Annotated in this window: 19 protein-coding genes; 7 read left to right on the top strand and 12 right to left on the bottom strand. The window is 46.7% G+C overall.

The features are described from left to right. Nucleotides 1-6 precede the first annotated feature (6 nt). From GJQ68_RS07670 to GJQ68_RS07695, 6 genes are all read right to left on the bottom strand, one after another. Entirely contained in the window at nt 7-1,308 is a 1,302-nt protein-coding gene (locus GJQ68_RS07670; RefSeq protein WP_162416718.1) for a DUF2254 domain-containing protein, read from the bottom strand. A gap of 88 nt (nt 1,309-1,396) precedes the next feature. After that, nucleotides 1,397-1,873, bottom strand: coding sequence for a DUF4199 domain-containing protein (locus GJQ68_RS07675; RefSeq protein ID WP_162416719.1), 477 nt, complete (start codon nt 1,871-1,873; stop codon nt 1,397-1,399). 10 nt (nt 1,874-1,883) lie between these two features. Beyond that, on the bottom strand, nt 1,884-2,279 hold the full coding sequence (locus GJQ68_RS07680) for a VOC family protein (protein ID WP_162416720.1): 396 nt from the start codon (nt 2,277-2,279) through the stop codon (nt 1,884-1,886). A 71-nt stretch (nt 2,280-2,350) separates the two neighbouring features. Continuing rightward, complete coding sequence (locus GJQ68_RS07685; RefSeq protein WP_162416721.1) at nt 2,351-2,992, bottom strand: Crp/Fnr family transcriptional regulator; 642 nt, start codon at nt 2,990-2,992, stop codon at nt 2,351-2,353. Between the two features lie 2 nt (nt 2,993-2,994). Continuing rightward, on the bottom strand, nt 2,995-4,053 hold the full coding sequence (locus GJQ68_RS07690; protein WP_162416722.1) for a hemolysin family protein: 1,059 nt from the start codon (nt 4,051-4,053) through the stop codon (nt 2,995-2,997). 87 nt (nt 4,054-4,140) lie between these two features. After that, nucleotides 4,141-5,163: a quinone oxidoreductase family protein gene (locus GJQ68_RS07695; RefSeq protein WP_162416723.1), complete on the bottom strand. Its 1,023-nt coding sequence runs from the start codon at nt 5,161-5,163 to the stop codon at nt 4,141-4,143. A gap of 204 nt (nt 5,164-5,367) precedes the next feature. On the opposite strand from GJQ68_RS07695, the gene GJQ68_RS07700 reads away from it, so the two are divergent. Next, nucleotides 5,368-6,585: a DSD1 family PLP-dependent enzyme gene (locus GJQ68_RS07700; RefSeq protein ID WP_162416724.1), complete on the top strand. Its 1,218-nt coding sequence runs from the start codon at nt 5,368-5,370 to the stop codon at nt 6,583-6,585. Between the two features lie 79 nt (nt 6,586-6,664). Here GJQ68_RS07700 and GJQ68_RS07705 read toward each other — a convergent pair whose 3' ends face one another. After that, on the bottom strand, nt 6,665-7,858 hold the full coding sequence (locus GJQ68_RS07705; RefSeq protein ID WP_162416725.1) for a cation:proton antiporter: 1,194 nt from the start codon (nt 7,856-7,858) through the stop codon (nt 6,665-6,667). 173 nt (nt 7,859-8,031) lie between these two features. Here GJQ68_RS07705 and GJQ68_RS07710 point away from each other — a divergent pair, with 173 nt between their 5' ends. Continuing rightward, nucleotides 8,032-10,332, top strand: a complete 2,301-nt coding sequence (locus tag GJQ68_RS07710) for a hypothetical protein (RefSeq protein ID WP_162416726.1) — start codon at nt 8,032-8,034, stop codon at nt 10,330-10,332. 318 nt (nt 10,333-10,650) lie between these two features. On the opposite strand, the gene GJQ68_RS07715 is transcribed toward GJQ68_RS07710, so the two are convergent. The 3 genes from GJQ68_RS07715 to GJQ68_RS07725 all read right to left on the bottom strand — a co-directional run bounded on the left by GJQ68_RS07715 (nt 10,651) and on the right by GJQ68_RS07725 (nt 14,327). After that, on the bottom strand, nt 10,651-11,211 hold the full coding sequence (locus GJQ68_RS07715) for a gluconate 2-dehydrogenase subunit 3 family protein (protein ID WP_162416727.1): 561 nt from the start codon (nt 11,209-11,211) through the stop codon (nt 10,651-10,653). 28 nt (nt 11,212-11,239) lie between these two features. Continuing rightward, nucleotides 11,240-12,919, bottom strand: coding sequence for a GMC oxidoreductase (locus GJQ68_RS07720; protein ID WP_162416728.1), 1,680 nt, complete (start codon nt 12,917-12,919; stop codon nt 11,240-11,242). A gap of 127 nt (nt 12,920-13,046) precedes the next feature. Continuing rightward, nucleotides 13,047-14,327 carry an MFS transporter gene (locus GJQ68_RS07725; protein ID WP_162416729.1) on the bottom strand — a complete coding sequence of 427 codons (1,281 nt, stop codon included), beginning with the start codon at nt 14,325-14,327 and terminating at the stop codon, nt 13,047-13,049. 236 nt (nt 14,328-14,563) lie between these two features. Between GJQ68_RS07725 and GJQ68_RS07730 the strand changes: the two genes are divergently transcribed. The 4 genes from GJQ68_RS07730 to GJQ68_RS07745 are packed head-to-tail and all read left to right on the top strand — an operon-like array spanning nt 14,564 to nt 17,990. Then, entirely contained in the window at nt 14,564-15,730 is a 1,167-nt protein-coding gene (locus GJQ68_RS07730; RefSeq protein WP_202927896.1) for a Gfo/Idh/MocA family protein, read from the top strand. 15 nt (nt 15,731-15,745) lie between these two features. Then, nucleotides 15,746-16,801 carry a sugar phosphate isomerase/epimerase family protein gene (locus GJQ68_RS07735; RefSeq protein ID WP_162416730.1) on the top strand — a complete coding sequence of 352 codons (1,056 nt, stop codon included), beginning with the start codon at nt 15,746-15,748 and terminating at the stop codon, nt 16,799-16,801. Between the two features lie 18 nt (nt 16,802-16,819). Beyond that, nucleotides 16,820-17,251 carry a c-type cytochrome gene (locus tag GJQ68_RS07740; RefSeq protein ID WP_162416731.1) on the top strand — a complete coding sequence of 144 codons (432 nt, stop codon included), beginning with the start codon at nt 16,820-16,822 and terminating at the stop codon, nt 17,249-17,251. 4 nt (nt 17,252-17,255) lie between these two features. Then, nucleotides 17,256-17,990 carry a 3-keto-disaccharide hydrolase gene (locus GJQ68_RS07745; RefSeq protein ID WP_162416732.1) on the top strand — a complete coding sequence of 245 codons (735 nt, stop codon included), beginning with the start codon at nt 17,256-17,258 and terminating at the stop codon, nt 17,988-17,990. Nucleotides 17,991-18,238: 248 nt separating this feature from the next. Here the strand turns inward: GJQ68_RS07745 and GJQ68_RS07750 are convergent, their stop codons facing one another. Next, a complete protein-coding gene (locus GJQ68_RS07750; protein WP_235941193.1) occupies nt 18,239-18,577 on the bottom strand; it encodes an endonuclease domain-containing protein in 339 nt (112 codons plus the stop codon). Between the two features lie 444 nt (nt 18,578-19,021). Beyond that, complete coding sequence (locus tag GJQ68_RS07755; RefSeq protein WP_162416733.1) at nt 19,022-21,256, bottom strand: NADP-dependent isocitrate dehydrogenase; 2,235 nt, start codon at nt 21,254-21,256, stop codon at nt 19,022-19,024. Nucleotides 21,257-21,416: 160 nt separating this feature from the next. Here GJQ68_RS07755 and GJQ68_RS07760 point away from each other — a divergent pair, with 160 nt between their 5' ends. Beyond that, nucleotides 21,417-21,959, top strand: coding sequence for a CAP domain-containing protein (locus tag GJQ68_RS07760; RefSeq protein ID WP_162416734.1), 543 nt, complete (start codon nt 21,417-21,419; stop codon nt 21,957-21,959). Nucleotides 21,960-22,197 lie beyond the last annotated feature (238 nt).

The following is a 22,197-nucleotide window of genomic DNA, read 5'->3' on the forward strand; positions in this document are numbered from 1 at the left end:
CAAACCCTACGATATTTTTTGATAGCGTTTTTCCAAGTCTTTGAGGTCCCGTTCTTCATCAAAATATTTTTTGCCCTGATTCCAGATCATCTCCGCATGTTTTTTTATCGGCTGCTTTTGTTCTGGTGTCTCCGCAAACTTACTGAGGGTAACCATGGCCTCCATTAGCCGGATGATGACTGAGGGACTGTCTTTGGCATACTGCCGGATGGCGTTAAAGGCGGCATCCACCATCCCTTCGAAGGTAAGGATGTCGGTTTGAATTCTCAAGGTTCCTTCTTTGTCCAAGCGATACGCGGTGGGAAACTTGACCCGTGTCAGGTAGGCCAGGCTGCTAATGAGGTTATCGATACAGGAGATGGCAGTATAGGGATCGTTTATGCCAGGGGAGAGGGCTCTTGCCGCAATTTCGACCATTTGGTGAATGGCATGTTCGGCATCCTGCTGAGGGGTTCTTGTTTTTCCACCCAAAAAATGCTGACGCAGTTGGCCCATTGCGTCTTTGTCCAGTTTTTTATTTGAGTATACCTTTGCCAGTTCGAGTCCTTTTACCAAATAACTCCCGGGGCGGTGAAATAGCTCTATGAAAACCTTCTGCTTACTGGCTTCCTCCATCAGTTTATCACTGTCAATGTATTGCAGGTACCCATCAAAGCCACATTCCAGCACCTGAGAAGTGGCATAGTTACTTTTTTCCTTTTCAGGGTTGAGTAAATTGTGATCCGGCTCATTACCCATTTCCTGAGGAAACAAGTGCGTCAGGTTACGAAAGAGTTTTGTGGAGATGTTTCCGATGATATAATCTGCCTGTATGCTGGTCGCCACATGGTGAATAAATACAATAAGTAAAACGATATTGGCGATCGCCATCATCAAGGCAAACGCAACTGAAAACAGTGGGATAAACTGCATGTCTCCGGTATCTTTAACCGTGTTCAAAACAATCAAACAGTAAATAAACAGCGAAACGTAGGTTCCCAGGACGGTTTGATTAATCCGATCATACATGAAATTTTTCACCAGTCGGGGGCCAAACTGGCTGCTGGCCAGGGTAAGGGCCACCAGGGTGATCGAAAAAACCGTTCCCGCCACACCGATCATGGCTGCTGCGATGGTCGTCAGGATGTTTTTAGCAGCATCGGGGCTTCCCGGGAAAAAAAATTCCACCGCACCACTCGGATCAAAATCGGAATAACTGTCTACATAAACCAGCAATACGGCGAAAATGATCCCAATTAATATGATAAAAACGGGAATAAACCAAAAAGTAGACTTAAGTTCGGACCACCAAAACAATAATTTTTTCATGCGTTGAAAGGGAATTTCCTGAAGGAAGTTACCCAAAATACAAGAAATACCTATCCTGGGAAGTAAATTTTAGCCGGAAAAGGTGTGATTATTTTTTCCTGGTAAAAATAGCTACAATAGCAGAGGTAAGTATGCCCATTATCGGAGCACCCACAATGCTCTGTATCATATAATTTCCTTGGGAAAAGTAACCTTCTGCGGCTTCCTGATCCATCTTCCCAGCCTCAACGGCATAGATTCTGGCATTTTCAAGAAAATCGGGTGTAATAAAAGCCAGGGTGAGCCACATGGTGAGTGGTGTTAAAAGGGTAATTACCCCGGTAATGATGAGCCCGGTTATGAAACCTTGCCCATAGGTCATCTTACCCCCGTAGAACGTTTTTCTTTTCTCTAAAAGCCCCAACACGTAAATGGCAATTGAAGGTATCGCAACAAAATTGGTATAGGTAGCGTGCTGATCAATGTGGGTATCATGAAGGCCTGTGATGCGCTCCAATATCATCCAAATAAGACTCATTAGTGCAAAAATGATTCCCCACTTTATTTCAATGCTGTATTTTTTCATTGGGGTTGGGTTAATTCGTAGAGTGAAGGCCAAATGCATTGCCCTCCGTATCCATGCAGATGGAGCAGAATCCATGTTCTCCTATGCGAAATTTGGCTTGCAGCACCTTGCCCCCTGCCTCGGGAACTCTTTTTTCTTCTGTGGAGCAATCCTCACAGGTAAAATACACCAGGGTACCGCCAGCTCCAGGCTGCATATCGGATGATTTTACCAGGGCTCCGCTGGCGTTTGTCGTTCCCTCTACCCAGGGAAAGGCCACCATTTGCATGTCGCCAGCTTCCGTTCCTTCCGGCATCGGCAGTTCGGATAAGGTTTCACCCAGAACGGTAGCATAAAATTTTTTGGCTCGCTCCATGTTTTCCACATAGATCTCAAACCAGTTTACGGGATTCGTATTTCTAGCCATGGCTGTTATAATTTTAGTTTCAGGCAAAGTAAGGTATTGCAGGTAAAAAGTACTTGCCCTATGTCAAGAAATCAATTACCCCTGGCAATTTCTTTACGAATCCGGCTTAGGGAGGTGTCGGTAATTCCCAAAAAAGAAGCGATGTACTTAAGCGGAACCTGTTGAAGGAGTTCGGGCTGCTCCTGCTGCAGGCGTAGGTAGCGGTCTTTGGCCGTTTCGGTGATCATCCGCAGTGCCCGTAATTTATACATCAACAAGGCTTGTGACATCCATTCCCTGCCCCAGGAGGCAAATGCGGGAATTTGATTGAATAAATTATGAAAGCTGATAAGCGGAATTTTCCATACCTGGCAATCGCTGAGGGTTTGGAAGTTTTCTTTGGTGGGTACGCCTAGAAAAAGGGAGGCAACCTCAATGGCAATTTGTCCCCGGCAGGTAAATCCAGTAGTAATATCTTTACCTGAAGGATTAGTAGCAAAAGAGCGAACCATTCCGGAGCCGATGCAATAATAGGCATTGGCATGCTGCCCCTCCTGCAAGAGCATCGTCCCCTTGGATAGCTGCTGGTATTCATGGGCCCGGGCAATTTGCTCCAGATCGCCCGGGGCCAATTCGGGATGCTGGTAAAAATCCTCCACTGAGCGTACCGGGCTTAGTACCTCAGAATGGTAGGTTCCGGCCTTTTCTGAATGAAGTTCAGCACTTGTTCCCATTCCTAATCGATGTTTTCACCTGAAGGAAACAAACCCATTTTCAGTGCCCGCTCCTTCCACTGATTTCTGGCAAGTTCCTGCATGTCCATGACACCATCCGTTTCATCTTGAATCTCCAATCCCAGAAGCGTTTCCAGGATATCCTCCATGGTCACAATCCCTGCCAGCCCCCCATACTGGTCGGTGACCATGGCCAGGTGGTCTCTGGTTTGCATCAGCATTTCCAATACCTCCGGAATCGGATCGCTTATATGTACCACCGGAATTTTTCTTTTCAAGTCTTTAAGTACGTAACCAAATTGGTCCTGAGCCAATTTTTCCAGCACATCATACTTCAGGATGTAGCCGGTGACCTGATCGATCGTATTATCATAAATGGGAATCCGGGAAAATTTTTTAATATTAGGATGAAGCAAAAATTCTTTCAAGCTCATGTTTTCTTCCAGCGCTACCGTTACTGTCCTTGGTGTCATCACATGATCCACCAAAATGGATTGGAATCGGATCAGGTTGTAGATGATTTTGGACTCATTTTCTTCAAGTACTCCATCCCGGGTGGCCATGTTGGTCAAGGCGGTCACTTCTTCACGGGTGGTTTTGTGGGAACCTTCATTCTTAAAAAACCGGGTCAACCACTCCGAAACCTTTACCAGTGGGTAAACAGACAAAATCATAAAATTCAGGACTTTACCCATTACAGGAGCCAGTTGTTTCCAGTAGGTAGCCCCCAATGATTTAGGGAAAATTTCGGAAAACACCAGGATTGCCAGTGTTAATACAGCGGAAATAATTCCAAAGTATGCTTCCCCAAATATTTTAGTTGCCTGAGCCCCTACGCCAGCAGCTCCGACTGTGTGTGCGATGGTGTTGTAACTCAAAATGGCTGAAAGCGGCCGATCTACATTTGATTTTAATTTCTCCAATTCCTTGCCATACCGCTTACCGGACTGTTTCAGGGATTCGATGTAGGTGGGCGTAATACTCAAAAGGGCCGCTTCCAGGGCAGAACACACAAATGATACGCCGATGGCCAGAAATAAATAAATAAATAATAGTAACATTTATATAAGTTGGTTCTTGTTGATTGTTAAAGCCCACTGAACCGGCAAAACCGGATGCCAGCAATGGAGAGGGTAAAGGTACCGAATTTACCAATAGACATACACCTTTCCCGTGCTTTCCCCCGATTCAAGCAACTGATGAGCTGCTGCAATATCTTTTGCCGGAAAAGTAGCTCCTACCTGCGGACGAATTTTCTTTTTTTCCCATAAGGAAACCAGCGCATGTAAACAGTGCCCAATGACATCTACCTGATGATCGGCTACTCGTAGCATGTTGACACCGATGAGACCTTGTGCTTTCATCATCATAAATAGGGGGCTTACAAAACCGGTTTTCATTAAAAAGGCAATGTCGTTTAGCAAATGACTTTTTTGGCCACTTCTAGCCGAACCCCCAAAACAAAATATGCGGCCGCCATGAGCCAGAAGCTTCAGGTCTCTTTTAAAGCTTTTTCCCGCTACCGTATTGAAAATGAGGTTCATCTTACGCTTACCAAATTCTTTTTCGATTGCTTCCGTATAATTCACTTCCCGATAGTTAATAGGAAAATCTACTCCCATTTTTCTCAGATAGTCCACTTTACGCGAAGAACTGCACAATCCCACCACTTTAACGCCCTGGAGCTGGCATAGTTGGGTAAGTGCCGTTCCAACACCTCCTGCACAGGCATGAACCAGCGCAATTTCTCCTTGATGCAAGCGACTCAGGTAATCGGTCATATAATACGCCGTACTGTACTGGGTTGCCAGGGCACAGGCTTCGCCTCCTGGCATTTCCTCCGGAATCTGAGCAAGCGCCCGATAATCCGCTAGCGCAAAATTAGCATAGCCGCCAAAACGGGTAAAGGCAACCACCCGTTTACCCTTAATTTCTTCCGGCACACGGGAACCCGTATCCACTACCTGGCCCACTACTTCGTATCCCGGCACAAAGGGAATTTTGGGAGCCTCCTTATAAAGACCGTTTCGCGCCATCACATCTGCATAATTCAGGCCAAAACCTTCCACTTTCACTACTACCTGAAATTCCTGGGGTTTGAGTTCCGGACCGTCCTGAAGGCGGAAAGCCTCTCCGGCCGCTCCGTATTGAATAATGGCTAGCTGTTGCATAAAAAAAAAGAGTAAAATCAACCTCAATATAGCGTATTTTTAAACAAGAGTAAATAGTAAGCGTGGCTAGCTACGAAATGGCAGCTACCAAACCTCCCGGATTGGTTCTTTTAGGTTACAATCTTCTCGATCAGAAATAGCAATTTAAGGTGTACCATTCGGCAATATTCCGTATTTTTAGAAAACTCTTAAACCACTGATACCATGCATCGATTTAACCGCAGAAAATTTCTAAGCCTTACCGGAATGGCAGGCACAAGCTTGTTTTTGCCTGGGAAAAGTATTGCCAACCCTGCTCTTGCCATGGAATCCGATGAAATCGGCCTTTCCAAATGGGAATTGGAGACCCCTTCTTTATGTTTGGAGTTGGAGGTCATGGAATCCAACTTAAAAAAAGTCCACCAAAAGCTTCAGGGCACGGGGATCGGGGTGCGGCCGCATATCAAGACCCACAAAACCCCCGCTCTTGCCCGTATGCAAATGGAAGCGGGGGCTGTGGGAGTTTGTGCAGCGAAGTTGTCAGAATCGGAAGCCATGTTGGAAAACGGTATCTCGGATGTATTGATGACAGGAGTAAACGTGAGCCCAGGTAAAATTAAAAAAGCCATGCAATTGAGGAAAAAGCACTCCGGATTTATACAGGCGGTGGACAATCCTCAAAATGCTGCTGACCTCCAGGAGGCCGCCCGGGCAGCAGGCATTATCGCCGAAGTGGTCGTGGATCTGGACGTGATCAACCGGTCGGGGGTACCCACCGGCAAACCTGCTCTGGCCCTGGCTCAGCAGGTAGATCGTTCGCCCAACCTCCGTTTTATGGGAATCCTGGCATATGATGGTGGTGCCCAGCATGTCAAAGGGTTTGCGCCCCGAAAAGCCCGGACAGACCGCACCTTTGAGCCGGTGGTGGAAACCTACGAGAGCCTGGTGAAATCAGGCCTTAATGTGGAGATTTTCAGCGGTGCTGGCACAGGTACATACAACATGATGGGGGATGTACCGGGATTTACGGACGTGCAGGTAGGCAGTTATCTATTTATGGATGCCCAGTATATGGCGATTGGAAGTGACCAAAATGATAAGTTATACGATGATTTTGACCCCTCGCTGACGGTCATGACCACTGTCATCAATACCAATCACCCCCATCGCTTAGTCACCGATTCGGGTGCCAAAGCCTTCACCATCAATAAACCCAGCGGGATCGTGATCGGAGAGCTGGATTTTACCTACAATGCCGGTTCTGATGAATACGGTACCGTTACGTATTCCCAGGCCAACCGGGAATATCGCGTGGGGGATAGACTAGAGGTGATTGTCCCTCATTGCGACCCGGTCGTCAATCTGTATGATCGGATTTACGGAATTCGCAGAGGGAAAGTGGAGGTCATCCTACCGGTATTGGCCAGAGGAATGTCCCGGTAGCGGCTGCGCTTCCTATTTTTCCGATCGTTTCTTATTTTGAAATAATAGCCCTTTCGTTTTAGCCTACCAGAGACTCTGGTCAGGCGGTTTTTTGTTTCACTTCTTCGTCTTTGGGCTTAGAGGCGGTCCACATACCCAGCATCATGGCCAGAGACGTAAGAATGATCACCTGAATGATCAGGGAATCATTGGCAACGCTCAGACCAAGACTTGCCGGTATACTCAGGTAGAGCAAAATGGTTACCAGCCCCCTGGGAGCGATAAAAACCAGCGGAAGCAGGTTTATCTTAAACAAGCGCAATACCACTGCGCGAATTAAGAACAAGGCCACCGTGATGGATACGGACCAGATCAGGGTTTCGGTATTGATTAATTCCCTGGTATTAATCAGAAAGCCAAATACAAGAAAAAACAAGGTCCGTATCAGAAAGGTAAGTTCCAGAGTGAGCTCCTTGAATTTCTTAATTTCCTTTTTAAAACTTTTGGTATGCAGGTTTTTTATCACTGACTGGTGCCGGAGTTGGTCCAGATTGCCAATAAACAAGCCAAATAACAAGATAAAGATCAGCGCTGGTAGGTGGTAGAGTTCGGAAATGGCAAAAATCAAGACAATTACCAGAATAATTGGGGCAAATTTGACAGGGTGTTTGATCTTGCTGAGTAGAAAAGCCAGGATAATGCTGGCGAAGAAGGTAATGATCAGGATCATTACGATTTCACCCAGAAAGAATCCAACGGAAGCAGCGCCAATCTTTTCATTTTCTAACAGAAAATTAAAAAAAATAACTCCAAAAATATCAGAAAGGCTGCTTTCATAGGTAACGAATTCCTTGTTTTTTGCCAACAGGTTACTGACGGAAGGGATGGCAATGGCACTGCTGATAATTCCAAAAGGAATGGCATTGAGCAGGGCCGTTTTGAAGTTGACATCGGCAAATTGTACGAAGGCAAATGCCAAAAGAAAGCTAAAGACCAATACCGGAATAATGGCAATAAGCACCGTACGACCTACAAAAGAGACCTTGGACTGGTCGAAATCCAGTTCCAGGGCTCCTTCCAAAACGATTAGTATTAGGCCCAGGGTCCCTAAAAAGGGCAAGACAGTAGAAAGGTCTGGAATCTCGAGCCAAAAGATCTCGGCTAGCTGATTTACTGCCCATCCCAGCGCAAATAGCAAAATAACCGGCGGTATTTTTGTTTTTGACGAGGTAATGTCAAAAAAATAGGCCGAAAGCATTAACACACACAAGGCAATAATAATGGGTAGGGTCATGGATCCTTAATTTGATTCAATAAAGCGGTTGTATTGTTAAACTCACAAAAGTACGGAAAGATTTCCGGCCTTGTATTTCTAAAAATACGATAAACTATGCCAAACAAAAAACCGGGCTTTTTCCCATGGTAGATTTTTGGTTACTTTGGAGTACGATAAACTCCCTGTTTCCCATGAAACGTTTCCTAGGCCTTTGCCTGATTGGCTATTTTCTGAGCATGCCCTTCCTGGTGCCTGCCCAGGACCTGCTGCCGCGAGGCAGCCATCCACCGGCCCTCACTTTTGATCATTTTCCCAGTCGGCAATTTGCCTTTGTTTGGCGAAATTGGAACCTGATAGGGATCGAAAAAATGGCCTCCATGCTAGCATGCGAGCCCTGGCAGGTTCGGGACCTGGCCCAGGCTATGGGATTGGAGGAGGCCAGTCCGCTGTTTCCTGATTACCCGAAACAACTCTACATTACGCTGCTTCGCCGGAATTGGCATTTGCTGCCTTATGATCAGCTAATGGAGCTGACCGGGATGTCTGAAAAAGAAATGGAGTTTGCCCTGAAGGAAGATGATTTCCTTTTTCATAAATTCGGAAGGCTAAAGCCCCGGGTGGAGCGACTGAGTTATTCCATGCCTTCAGCTTCCGAATGGGGAAAAGCGGCGGCCATTTATGCCATTGTGGATGCCCACCTTACCGAGCCCCTTCCCGAAGATCCCCGCTTTTCTTTTATCGATCAGCTGGCCAAAATGGACAATAGCGATGCACCGGAAAACAAAATAAATCCTGAAACGAAAGGTCTGAGATTCATTTATTCCTATTTCGGCGTATTTGGTGATCCCCTACTGGACCCGGAAAGCGACCCTTTTCCGGATGGCCTGCTGCAAAAGCTGGCAGAAAGAGGCGTTAACGGAGTCTGGATGCACGTGGTCTTAAATCAACTGGCACCTAAAGGAAAGCTTTTTCCGGAATTTGGGGATCAGTCCGCTACCCGTCTGAAGAATCTTCGGAGGATTGCCGAGCGTGCCCAAGAATATGGTATTTCCATTTATCTCTATATCAACGAGCCGAGGGCCATGCCTCCCCGGTTTTTTGCCTCCCGGCCAGAAATGGCGGGGATAAGCAAACAGGGACTGACCACCCTTTGTACCAGCAACGAACAAGTGCGGGATTGGATCAGTCATTCTTTAACCCATGTGTTTGAGCAGGTTCCAGAATTAGGAGGTGTATTTACCATCACTGCCTCGGAGAACCTCACCAATTGCGCCTCACATGGGGGAAGGGCTACCTGTCCGCGCTGTAGCAAGCGGCCCTATGCTGACATCATTGCGGAGGTAAACCAGACCATCGCCGAAGGTGTGCATCGCGCCAAACCGGAGGCCCGTGTCATAGCTTGGGACTGGGGCTGGCATGGCCATGGACCTGCTCTGGATGTGATTGAAAAACTACCGGCGGAAGTGGCCCTTATGTCTGTCAGCGAATGGGGGCTTCCCATCGATAGAGGTGGCATTTCTACGCAGGTTTCGGAATATTCCATTTCTGCTGTAGGACCCGGGCCCCGGGCGAGCAGCCATTGGGCGGCAGCAAAAAAGCGAGGGCTAGAAACGGTGGCCAAAGTGCAGTTTAACAATACCTGGGAATTGTCTGCCTTGCCCTGGTTGCCGGTCATGGACCTGGTGGCCAGACATGCCGCTAATCTGACCCGTACCAGGTTGGATGGGTATATGTTGAGTTGGACGCTGGGTTCTTATCCCTCGCCGAATCTGGAAATCGCCCATAAATTTTCATTAAATGCCCATGCCACGGTAGAGCAGGTTTTGGACGAACTGGCCTGGGAAAGGTATGGCCGGCAGGCGGTTCCCCTTATCCGGCAGGCCTGGACGGCATTTAGCGAAGCCTTTCAGGAATTCCCTTATCACCAACAAGTGGCCTATTTAGCCCCCCAGCAATATGGTCCCTCCAATTTATTGTACCTGAAACCCACCGGGTATGCTGCCAGTATGGTGGGTTTTCCCTACGATGACCTGTCGGGCTGGTCCGGACCATATCCGGAGGAGGTATTGGTGCGTCAGTTTGAAAAAGTGGCTTTGGGATGGAAAAAGGGCCTGAATCTATTTCAACAAGCCCTGCATATACCTGGAGTCGGAACGCAGCACGCCCAGATTGCCGAGGATTTGATCCTTGCCAAGGCGGCCTACCTGCATTTTCTGTCGGTGGCCCAACAAGGCCGTTTCATCCTTCTCAGAGAGCAGTGGCTCCAAAATCCCGACCCTTTTGTGTACAGACAACTCCGAACCTTATTGGAGATGGAAATCCACAGTGCCGTACAACTGTATGCCCTGGCCCGGGCGGATTCCAGAATTGGTTTTGAGGCATCCAATCAATACTACTACCTGCCCCAGGACCTGTTGGAAAAAATTATTAACTGCGAACACCTGCTAGGAGAACTGGCCCAACAGGCGAAAGAAAAGTTGGGTGAGTTTTGAGGCAGTAGGAGCCATATGTGAGCTGCTTCTCAAAACGATGTTTAGCCTATCGGCTGAATGGTGGTGATAGGTTTTTGCAAATGATACCGGTCATCCTGAATGGAATAAGATAAATCAATATTGATTCAAATAATCGTGGTATTGTTTTTCATCTTCAAAATGGAGCCATTTCACAAATCTGAAATCAGATCGTTTGTTGGTCCCGGATGACTTTTGTACCAATTCTAAGATATCATTGACTTGGGAATTGAGGTTAATAAAGGACATAAAAAAGCCCGTCGAAATGACAGGCTTTTCATTTTATATAAACAGCTTGGCTCAAATAGCCCATGCTTTATCTCCCTTATTGTATTCCATACAAGGGTCGTACCTGCCGGGAGTCTCTATATAGCGCAGGGCCTGAGTGGCACCCACTTCTGAGGTAAAATATCCCAACAAGGTCAGGTCTTTGATCATAAGGATGTAATTAGAGCCTGTGTTTTCTTCGGGATTTTGCTGCATTGCCTCCTTGTTAAGCTTATTTAAGAAAGCAGTCCGTTCGGCTACCGCAGCATCCATAAAGGCCGTTCCGGTTTCCGATTTGAAATCACTTTTCAAGCTGTTCAGGCCATTGATAAAGGACTTTTGCTGTTCTTCCGTATACGTATCCTTGACCATCATGGCCATAAAGGAACCGATACCCGCTGCTTTGGCACCCGGCGTATCCGTCTCGGGAATGATGGCTTCTCCGATTTCATCCATGTATGCGATTTCTTCCTCGGAAAAATCCAATCCTTCTATTTGTTTTTCGGGGGCGCATCCGGTTAGGATGACGTTGGCTCCGACCATGGTGCCCCCCATCATGAGCACCACGCTTTTCAGGGCTTCTCTTCTATTCATTACAGTCATAACGATTTCTTTTAGGGATTTACAAATTTCCTTTTTTCAGTTCTTCCACAGCAAAGCTTGCTGCTCTGGCAGTCATGGCCATATAGGTCAGGGAAGGGTTTTGTGCGGCAGCCGAAGTCATTGCGGAGCCGTCGGTCACAAACACGTTTTTCGCATCCCAGACTTGATTATTGCCATTTAAAACGGAGGACTTGGGATCTCTTCCCATCCGTGCCGTACCCATTTCATGAATGCCCTGTCCAAAGGTATATCCCCGGTCATAGGTAGAAACATTTTTCACCCCTGCTGCTTCCAACATTTCGGCGGCATCGTTCATCATGTCTACCCGCATTTTCGTTTCGTTTTCGCGAATCTCGGCATCCATTTCCAATACGTACATGCCCCACTTGTCCTTTTTGGTTTTGCTAAGCTTGATGGTATTGTCATGGTAAGGGAGGATTTCTCCGAACGCCGTCATTCCAATGGTCCAGGCTCCTGGCTCGGTAAGTTCGGCCTTTAGTGGTGCTCCGAAATCCAATTCGGCCACGGTGCGGCTCCATCCCTGTCGGCTGGCACCTCCCTGGTACCCAAAGCCTCTTAGGTAATCCCGGCTTTCATCGCCTGTGTTTCGGTAGCGGGGAACGTAAAATCCACCCGGCCTTCTTCCAAAATAATATTTGTCTTCGTATCCTTCGATGGTACCGTTTGCTCCCAAACGAAAATGGTGATCCATCACATTGTGTCCCAATTCTCCTGAACTGCTTCCCAGGCCTTCTGGCCAGATGTCTGTGGCAGAACGCATCAATACAGCAGTGGAGTTGAATGAAGAAGCACAGAGAAATACGATTTTTGCATCGAACTCGATGGTCTCATTCGTCTCGCCATCCAGAATTTCCACTCCGGTAGCTTTTTGGCTGTCTTTGTCATAGATCACCCGGGTTACAATAGACCAGGGCCTCAATGTAAGATTGCCTGTAGCTACTGCCGCCGGAAGGGTGGAGGATTGGGTACTGAAGTAACCTCCAAAGGGACAACCCAAGGAACATTTATTCCGGTACTGACAACCAGGCCTACCGGGTAGGGGCTGCGTAATATTTGCCACCCGGGCATTGGTCATCAACCGGGAACCTCCAAAGTGATTTTTTAACCGGTCGGCGACATCTTTTTCCACACAGTTTAAAGGAATGGCAGGCATAAATTCGCCATCAGGAAGTATTTCCAGACCGTCCTTGTTTCCGGAGATGCCGGCAAACTTCTCCACATAACTGTACCAGGGAGCCAGGTCCTTGTACCGAATGGGCCAATCCACAGCAATGCCCTGCTTGGCGTTTGCTTCAAAATCAATATCTGCCCAGCGGTAACTTTGCCTTCCCCAAAGGAGGGAACGCCCTCCCACCTGATATCCCCGGAACCAGGTAAATGGTTTCTTTTCTATATAAGGTGAATCGTCTTCGTGGGCCCACCAGTCCAGATTGAGTTCATTCAGCACGTAATCCCTCCGTAAATTGGGATGGTTTTCCAACATTTCGATGGTTCTTCTTCCTCTGTGAGGAACTTCCCAGGGAGCCTTGGTAGCATTCTTATAATCCTGCACGTGTTTTACGTCAGGACCTCTTTCCAGAAGAAGGACTTTAAGACCCTTCTCCGTGAGTTCTTTCGCCGCCCATCCGCCGCTGATTCCAGAACCAACGACTATAGCGTCATAACTTTGATTAGCCATATACTTGAATTGTTTATTTTAGGTATTGCAATAATATTGATATTTTTAAAGAAACCGTTTGATTTATTCCTTTTCCTCTTTTTCAATTCAGCTATTTATAAATACTCTAAATTACGTGCTGTTCCTTTCACTCTGTAGATAACTCCCTGGATTGCTGAATGTTTTTCTTATCGCGTCGCAACTCATTTGCCCTTCTGAAGTCGTTGTCCTTGAAGAAAAGCATGAAGAAGATTGTAACGGCCAGGGCGATTCCTGCTGGGATAAGCCAGATGTTTTGCCATTGGTGATTTTCGCCATCAAAGTACACATCCGAAACGATTCCGGCAATCCAAAAGCCTATCAACATGCCGATGCCATAGGTGGCCAGCGTGATCAGTCCCTGGGCGGCACTCTTGTATCGCGGTCCGGCCTTCGAATCGGTGTAAATTTGTCCCGAAACGAAGAAGAAGTCATAGCATATTCCATGCAGGGCAATGCCAATGATTAGCAAGTAAGTGCCCTCTCCGGCATCTCCAAATGCGAAGAAAACATAGCGAACCACCCAGGCCAGCATGCCGACAATCAGTGTGGTCTTCAAGCCAAACTTTCTAAAAAAGAAGGGCATGAGAAGTAGAAAAAGCACTTCCGAGACCTGCCCGATGGTCATTTTGCCGGTAGGATTTGAAAGACCTACCTCGGACAGGAAGGGATTGGCATTTTGATAATAAAAGGCCAGCGGGATGCAGATCAAAACGGAGGAGAGAAAGAATATGGCAAAATCCCGGTCCTTAAGTAGTTTTAAGGCATCTAATCCCAGAAGTTCGGATACCGATTGTTTTTCGCCGGTTTTAGTGGCAGGAGGAGTGGCTGGTAGGGTAAAAGCAAACAGGCCAAGAACCAGTGAAGAAATGGAGGCCATCAGGAAGGTGTTCCGGAGCAATCCCTCCCCGATAGCTCCCGGACTGTCCCAAATGAAGAAATAACTAATCATCAAACCCGAAGCAATCCAGCCGATGGTCCCCCATACCCGAATGCTGCTAAATTCCTTCGAAGGATCCTTCATTTGACTAAAGGACACCGAGTTGGCTAGGGCCAGGGTAGGCATGTAGATTAACATATATGCCAAAACAAAGGGATAGAAGGAGGCAAAGCTGTCCGCTCTAAACATGAGGAACAGCAGGAGTGCTCCCAGCAGGTGCAAGATGCTGAGGATTTTTTCTGCATTAAAAAAACGGTCTGCAATCAACCCAATGATAAAAGGAGCAATGATGGCTCCAAAGGATTGTGTGGAAAAAGCAGCCGCAAGCTGGGCACCGTTTGCTTCCAGGTTATTTCCCAAGAAAGTACCCAGCGTAACGTACCAGGAGCCCCAGACGAAAAATTCCAAAAACATCATCAGTGAAAGCTTAAATCGGTTGGTAGTTGTCATGTTGTAACGGGATTTCGTTTTTTTGGGAGCAAAGCGGCTTTTACCGCACTTCAAACTATTCTGGGAAATATTTAAATTTAAGCCAATTTAATGTAAATTTATCACTTCAGAAAGTAGGGGAGCCACATCTCGGTGGGCAGAATAGTCCCTGAGAGCCGGTGTTATTTCTCCTATCTTCTTAGAAATATAGATGTTAAAACCGAACTTTAAAAACCAAAAAACCAAAGATTGGAATAATGAGCGACAGAAAACTTAAAATGGGTATGATCGGTGGTGGTCCGGGCTCCTTTATTGGGGCGGTGCATAGAATTTCCGCGGCCATGGACGGTATAATAGAACTTGCTGCCGGAGCCTTTAGCAGCAGTCCTGAAAAATCCGCAGAAACCGGAAAGGAATTATTTCTACCTGCGAGCCGCGTCTACGGCTCTTACGACGAAATGTTTGAAAAGGAAAAACAATTGCCGGAAGAAGAGCGGATAGATTTCGTTGCCATCGTTACCCCCAACCATGTGCATTTTGATCCCACCAAAAAAGCCCTGGAAAATGGTTTTCACGTGGTGCTGGACAAGCCCATGACCTTTGATTACCAGGAAGCTAAAGAACTTAATAAGATCATCGAAGAAACCGGACTATTGTTTTGCCTGACCCATACCTATACAGGTTATCCCATGGTAAAAGAGGCTCGTCACCTAATCGCTACAGGGGTTTTGGGAGAAATCCGAAAAGTATATGTGGAATACCCGCAGGGCTGGTTGTGGACCTCTCTGGAAAAGACAGACTACAAGCAGGCCATTTGGCGGACTGATCCGTCTAAAAGTGGCATTGCCAATTGCATGGGGGATATCGGTACCCATGCCTTTAATTTGGCAGAATATGTGAGCGGCCTGAAACTTACCAAATTATGTGCAGACCTGAACATTGTGGTAGACGGCAGAACCCTGGATGATGACGGAGCGGTGTTGCTCAAATTTGATGGCGGTGCTTCGGGAGTACTGATGGCAACACAGATAGCCACCGGTGCCGAAAACAATATTAAAATCCGGGTGTTTGGTAATAAGGCAGGGTTGGAATGGGAACAGGACAATGCCAACACCCTTATCGTAAGGCATCCGGAAGCACCAGACCAAATTTATCGTACCGGTGGAAACGTTCCTTATTTGTCTGCTAACGCTATGGAGAATCTGCGTACTCCCGGAGGCCATCCGGAAGGTTACCTGGAGGCATTTGCCAACTTGTACCGGAATTTTGCCCGGTGTTTGTATGCAAGAAAAAATGGGGAGACCCCTAAAGCGGAATGGGAAGACTTCCCGGGAGCTGAAGATGGACTCCGGGGCATGGCTTTTGTGGAACATGTAGTGAAAAGTGGGAAATCTAATGAAAAATGGACTAAATTTGAACTTTAAAAAATAATAACCCTTATGAAAACCATTAAAGGACCCGCCTTATTTTTGGCTCAATTTGCGGATGATACCGCACCTTTTAATAACCTGAAAGATATCTGTACCTGGGCTGCGAGTATAGGATACAAAGCCGTTCAGATCCCCACCTGGGATGCCCGGCTGATTGACTTGAAAAGAGCGGCTGAAGACATGGAATATGTAAAGGAAATCAAGGCGACCGTGAAAGAAGCGGGTGTCGAGATTTCTGACTTTTCAACTCACCTGCAAGGGCAGTTGGTGGCGGTTCATCCCGCTTACAACGAACTATTCGATGCGTTTGCTCCTGCCGAACTAGCCGGGGATATGAAAGGGAAGCAGGAATGGGCCGTTCAGCAATTGATGTGGGCCGCCAAAGCTTCTAAAAATTTCGGTATGAATACGCATGCCACGTTTAGTGGCGCGCTGATGTGGCACACGGTTTACCCATGGCCCCAGCGTCCTGCCGGTCTTGTGGACACCGGTTTTGAAGAACTGGCCAGAAGGTGGCTTCCCATTCTGGATGAATTTGATAAATACGGAGTGGACGTATGTTATGAGTTGCATCCGGGAGAAGACCTACACGATGGGGTTACGTTCGAATTATTTCTGGAAAAGGTAAATCACCACAAACGCGCAAATATCCTGTACGATCCCAGCCATTTCGTTTTACAATGCCTGGACTATGTATCTTTTATCGATATCTATAAAGATCGGATCAAAATGTTTCACGTCAAAGATGCGGAGTTTAATCCCACCGGTAGGCAGGGAGTCTACGGAGGATATTCCAGTTGGGTAGAAAGGGCCGGAAGGTTCCGTTCCCTTGGAGACGGACAGGTAGATTTTAATGCGATTTTCAGTAAATTATCGCAATATGGCTTTGATGGATGGGCTGTACTCGAGTGGGAATGCGCTTTGAAACACCCTGAAAACGGAGCCATCGAAGGGGCTAAATTTATAAGTGAAAAAATCATCCGGGTGACGGAAAAAACGTTCGATGATTTTGCCTCGACGGGAGCCGACGAAGGGTTGAACAAAAAAATATTAGGAATCAATTAATCTATTTTATAACAAACAATGAAGTTAAATCTTAAGTTAAGCCTGGCCCTCATTGCGGGTTCAATGATGGCCGTATCTTGTGGTGGTTCTGGTAGCAACAGCTCCGAGTCCACTTCTTCTTCTAATCCGCCTCCGGCCCCTGAGCCTGCTCAGGAAATCAGTCTGGAGGAAAAGTATAAAGACGATCCCATTTTCATACGGGGAGTGGAGTTGATGAAGCAAAACGACTGTCCAAGTTGCCACATGATCGAACGAAAAATTGTAGGTCCCTCTTATTCTGATGTGGCAGAGAAGTACGAATCTACCGATGAGAATGTAGAAATGCTTGCCAGTAGGGTTATCGCTGGTAACGTGGGCGTTTGGGGTGAAATACCCATGCCAGCTCATCCGGCACTGTCCAAAGAGGACGCCGAAGACATGGTAAGGTACGTACTATTGCTAAAAAAATAAGTTTATGAACAAAGTGTCTTTATCACTGGCGATGTGTTCACTGGCAGTTTGGGGCTGTGGCCCTTCCTCTCAGGAAAACACTGCTGAAGAAACGATAGAAGAAATTATTGTGACAGAAGAAGAATGGATTAGTTTATTTGACGGCAACAGCCTTACGGGTTGGACGGGTTATGGTAAAGACCAGCCTGGAGAGGCCTGGGAAGCATCAGATGGAGTCCTTTATTTTAATTCTGAAAAGAAAGAAGAAGGAGCCAGTGGAGGTGATTTGGTAACCAAGGAGACCTTCGGTGATTTCCATTTTGAGATTGAGTGGAAAATTTCGGAAAATGGAAACAGCGGGATCATGTTTCACGTGCAGGACAACGGTGAATATGGGGCTCCTTATTTTACCGGCCCTGAATACCAGTTGCTGGATAATGAGGGCCATCCGGATGGAGAAATTGTAACGCATCGTACCGGAGACCTGTATGACCTGATCGAATCCACTGAGGAAGCTGCTAATCCGGTAGGAGAATGGAACAAAACCGAAATCGTAGTAGAGGACGGCCAGTTGCAGTTTTTCTTAAATGGCGTGAAGACGGTGGAAACCACGCTTTGGGATGATCAATGGAAAGCCATGGTGGCGGAGAGCAAGTTTGCCCAATGGGAAGATTTTGCTACCTTCAAGGAGGGTAAAATCGCCTTGCAGGACCATAATGACGATGTCTGGTTCCGAAATATCCGAATCAAACGTTTGTGATTTTAGAATTTGATAAGAGTAAAAAAGCCGCTGATTTTAGCGGCTTTTTTTATTGGAATGAAAATAATATTTCGCAATCGTTTTTCCATTTTGGTAAAAAATCCCCCTGTTTCCCCCTTGGTAAGGGGGAGTTAGATACGTAGGACCTAAAGGTCACGGTATTACCGCTGGATTTAATCAGCACTTCAGCTATTCCCCCTTTTTAAGGGGGCAAGGGGGATTTTTACAAGCATTTCTAAATGTTTAGCTCAAAAACCTGTATGAGGAACTCCATTTTTATCTTCCCAATCATCCATAAATGCTCCAATTTCCTGAAGAACAAAAGGCATGGATTTCTTAACTTCGGTATCTAGAAACCTGAGAAAACGTAAACCCTTGTTTTCCAAAATCAATTGCCTGTTTTGATCCTCTACGACAGATTCAGCATAAAAGTGGCTACCCCCATCAATCTCAATTACCAATTGCAATTTCCTGCAGTAGAAGTCTACAATATAATTTCCCAGCGGTTTTTGCCTGTTGAATGCATACCCTCGAAATTGACTTGCCCTTAACTTTTTACCAAAGTAAAACTTCGGAAAGGGTAGCATGAGATCTCAATTCTCTTGAGAATTCTTTCAAATTCTTGTTGTAAGGGACAAATCGCATGAAATAATTTAAAAATTATCGCTTAAAATTCCAGGGTTTTTTTCTTTAAAATTGGGATAAAGGTAAAAATAATATTTGGCGATCGTTTTTCCATTTTGGTAAAAAATCCCCCTTTTTCCCCCTTGGTAAGGGGGATTTGAAAACGTAAGGATTTAAAAGCACGGAAATACCGCAGGATTTGCTCAGCCCTTTGCAATGGCACCAATTCAGCTTTAAGCTGCCATTCAGCAATTCCCCCTTTTAAGGGGGCGTAGGGGGATTTTTACGCACATTTCTAATTGTTTAGCTCAAAAACCACCACTACTCCTGGATTTTCTATATAAACACCAGAAGCCGCTGATTTCAGCGGCTTCTGGTACGTATGTAATTAAAAGAACTTTATAATTTTAAGCCACAATGGCTTCCAGAATCTTATTCAAGGTAGCACTGGGACGCATCAATTTGGAGGTCTTGTCTCCATCCGGCCGGTAATAGCCTCCAATGTCCATGGGTTTACCCTGAGCTGCAATCAACTCCTCATTGATGGCTTTTTCTTTCTCTACCATCTCTTTGGCCACCGGTGCAAATATTTTTTTCAATGCTTCGTCATCTTCCTGATTGGCCAATGCCTCAGCCCAGTACATGGCCAGGTAGAAATGACTGCCTCGGTTATCCAGTTCATTTACTTTTCGGGAAGGAGACTTGCCTTTTTCCAGGAATTTGGCGGTAGCCTGGTCCAGGGTTTTTCCAAGGACCTTTGCCCGCTTGTTATCAAACGTATCCCCCAGGTGGTCCAGAGAAACTGCCAATGCCAGAAACTCTCCCAGGGAATCCCACCGGAGATGGCCTTCTTCTACAAATTGCTGCACATGCTTGGGAGCAGATCCGCCTGCCCCTGTTTCAAACAATCCTCCGCCATTCATCAAGGGAACAATGGAAAGCATCTTGGCACTGGTTCCCAACTCCAGAATGGGAAACAAATCGGTGAGGTAATCCCGCAGCACATTTCCCGTAACGGATATGGTATCTTTTCCAGCTTTGATTCTTTCCAGAGAGAATCTGGTTGCTTCCACCGGAGACATGATCTGGATGTCCAATCCACTGGTGTCATGGTCTTTCAGGTATTTTTCTACCTTTCGGATCAATTCCGCATCATGCGCCCTGTCTTTGTCCAGCCAGAAAATAGCAGGAGCTCCGGTGGCTCTTGCACGGTTAACCGCCAGCTTCACCCAATCCTGAACGGGGGCATCTTTTACCTGGCACATTCTCCAGATATCCTCTTTCTCTACCGGATGTTCCAAAAGTATCTTTCCATCCATATCCGTTACGCTTACGGTTCCGTCGGCTGGAATTTCAAAGGTCTTATCGTGAGAGCCGTATTCTTCCGCTTTCTGAGCCATTAAGCCCACATTGGGAACCGAGCCCATAGTGGTTGGATCAAAGGCACCATGCTTCTTGCAAAAATCTATGGTTTCCTGGTACACCCCTGCATAGGAGCGATCCGGGATGATGGCCTTTGCATCCTGCAGTTCGTTATTTTTGTTCCACATCTGGCCGCTGGTACGGATCATCGCAGGCATGGAAGCATCAATGATCACATCGCTGGGCACGTGCAGGTTGGTGATGCCTTTATCCGAATTGACCATGGCCAGGTCGGGGCTTTCGGCATAACAGGCCTCGATGTCTGCTTCTATGGCCTTCTTCTTATCGGCAGGCAATTGGTCCAGGGCGGACACGACGGCGGCAAATCCATTATTGGGATCAACACCCAACTGCTTCAAGGTGTCGCCGTGTTTTTCAAATACGGGTGCAAAAAAGACGGTTACCGCATGCCCAAAGATAATCGGATCGGACACCTTCATCATGGTCGCTTTCAGGTGCAGCGAAAACAACACGCCTTGTTTTTTTGCTTCTTCTTTCTGTTCCAGAAGGAACTTTCTCAATGCTCCGGTGCTCAAAACAGCGGCATCAATTACCTCGCCGGCCTGCAAGTCCAGCTTTTCTTTCAGAACCTTCTTGGTGCCGTCTTCGGAGGTCCATTCTATTTTTACCGAAGTAGCTTCCTGAATGGTGAGGGATTTTTCACTTCCATAAAAATCCCCCTCTTCCATACTGGAAACATGGGTCTTCGAACTTGATTCCCATTTGCCCATGCTATGCGGATTATTTCTGGCAAACTGCTTTACCGCCTGTGGTGCCCGTCGGTCAGAGTTTCCTTCCCTTAAGACCGGGTTGACGGCAGAGCCCTTTACTTTGTCGTATTTGGCCCGGATGTTTTGCTCCTGCTCGTTTTTAGGATCATCTGGGTAATCCGGAAGCGGGTATCCCTGAGATTGCAGTTCCTTGATCGCGGCTTTTAATTGGGGCAGGGAGGCACTGATATTGGGTAGTTTGACAATGTTGGCCTCGGCTGTTTTGGCAATATCTCCTAATTCCGCCAGGGCATCGTTGATTCGCTGATCGGCCTTTAAAAATTCCGGAAAGGTGGCGATGATCCTACCGGAAAGGGAAATGTCCCGGGTTTCTACGACCACGCCTGCCGAATCGGTGAAAGCTTTGATGATGGGCAGGAAAGAATAGGTAGCCAGGGCCGGTGCCTCATCTGTAAGGGTATAAAGAATTTTTGGGGTTTTATCACTCATTATGTTTTGATTTCGTTAAAAATGAACGCCTGATTCAATTGAAGGGCTAAAATACGAAAAAAAACCGTATTAAAAGACCGCTGATATAGAATGAAACAAATTTGCTGGTGTATAACATTAATGCCCCGCGACCGTTATCTCTACCAAATTAGATAGGGGGATGACAACATACTTGAGCCTTTTTTTGTGGTTTTGTTTTGGGGGACTTGCCGCCAGCGATTCGAACTATTTTCAGGGTTCAGTGGAGGAAAAGCAGCTTTTTGAAGCCATTAACGGTTACCGGGAAGGCCGGGGCTTGCCTGCCGTTCCACTATCTCCCGCCTTAAGCAAAGTAGCCAAGGCTCATGCCCGGGACCTGATGGATAATTACCAACCCAGCAAACGCTGCAACCTGCACTCCTGGTCCGACAAGGGTGCCTGGACAGATTGTTGTTACCGGGACAATCATAAAAACCCTGAATGCATGTGGGATAAACCGAAGGAAATAGCCGGATACGAAAGTCCGGGCTATGAGATCGCTTATTGGCATTCCGCCGCTGCCACTCCCGAAGAGGCCTTAAAGGTATGGACAAAAAGCCCGGGTCACCATGCCGTACTGGCCAACCTGCCTCCCTTTAAGGCAGCGACCTGGAAAGCCATGGGTGTAGGTATTTATAAGCAGTATGCGGTAGTTTGGTTTGGGGAGATGGAGGATATTCCATAAAGCCTTATAAAAAAAGTGCACCACAGATAGCTCAGATTACCATAGATAAAAAACGGCGCTGGGTGAAGTATGCCACTTCACCCCGCTATCTCCGAAGTCATAAACAGAAAGGAACCGTCCAAAAGCCATTTGCAATGGCTAAACATGCACGCTTCCAGAAATGATTTTTTTAACGGTTTGTCCCTAGGACCCGGCATTAAAAACGCCTCGCTGGAGTATATAAAATGATAAAAGGGAT

The organism is Cyclobacterium roseum (genome assembly GCF_010119225.1).
GTDB lineage: Bacteria > Bacteroidota > Bacteroidia > Cytophagales > Cyclobacteriaceae > Cyclobacterium > Cyclobacterium roseum.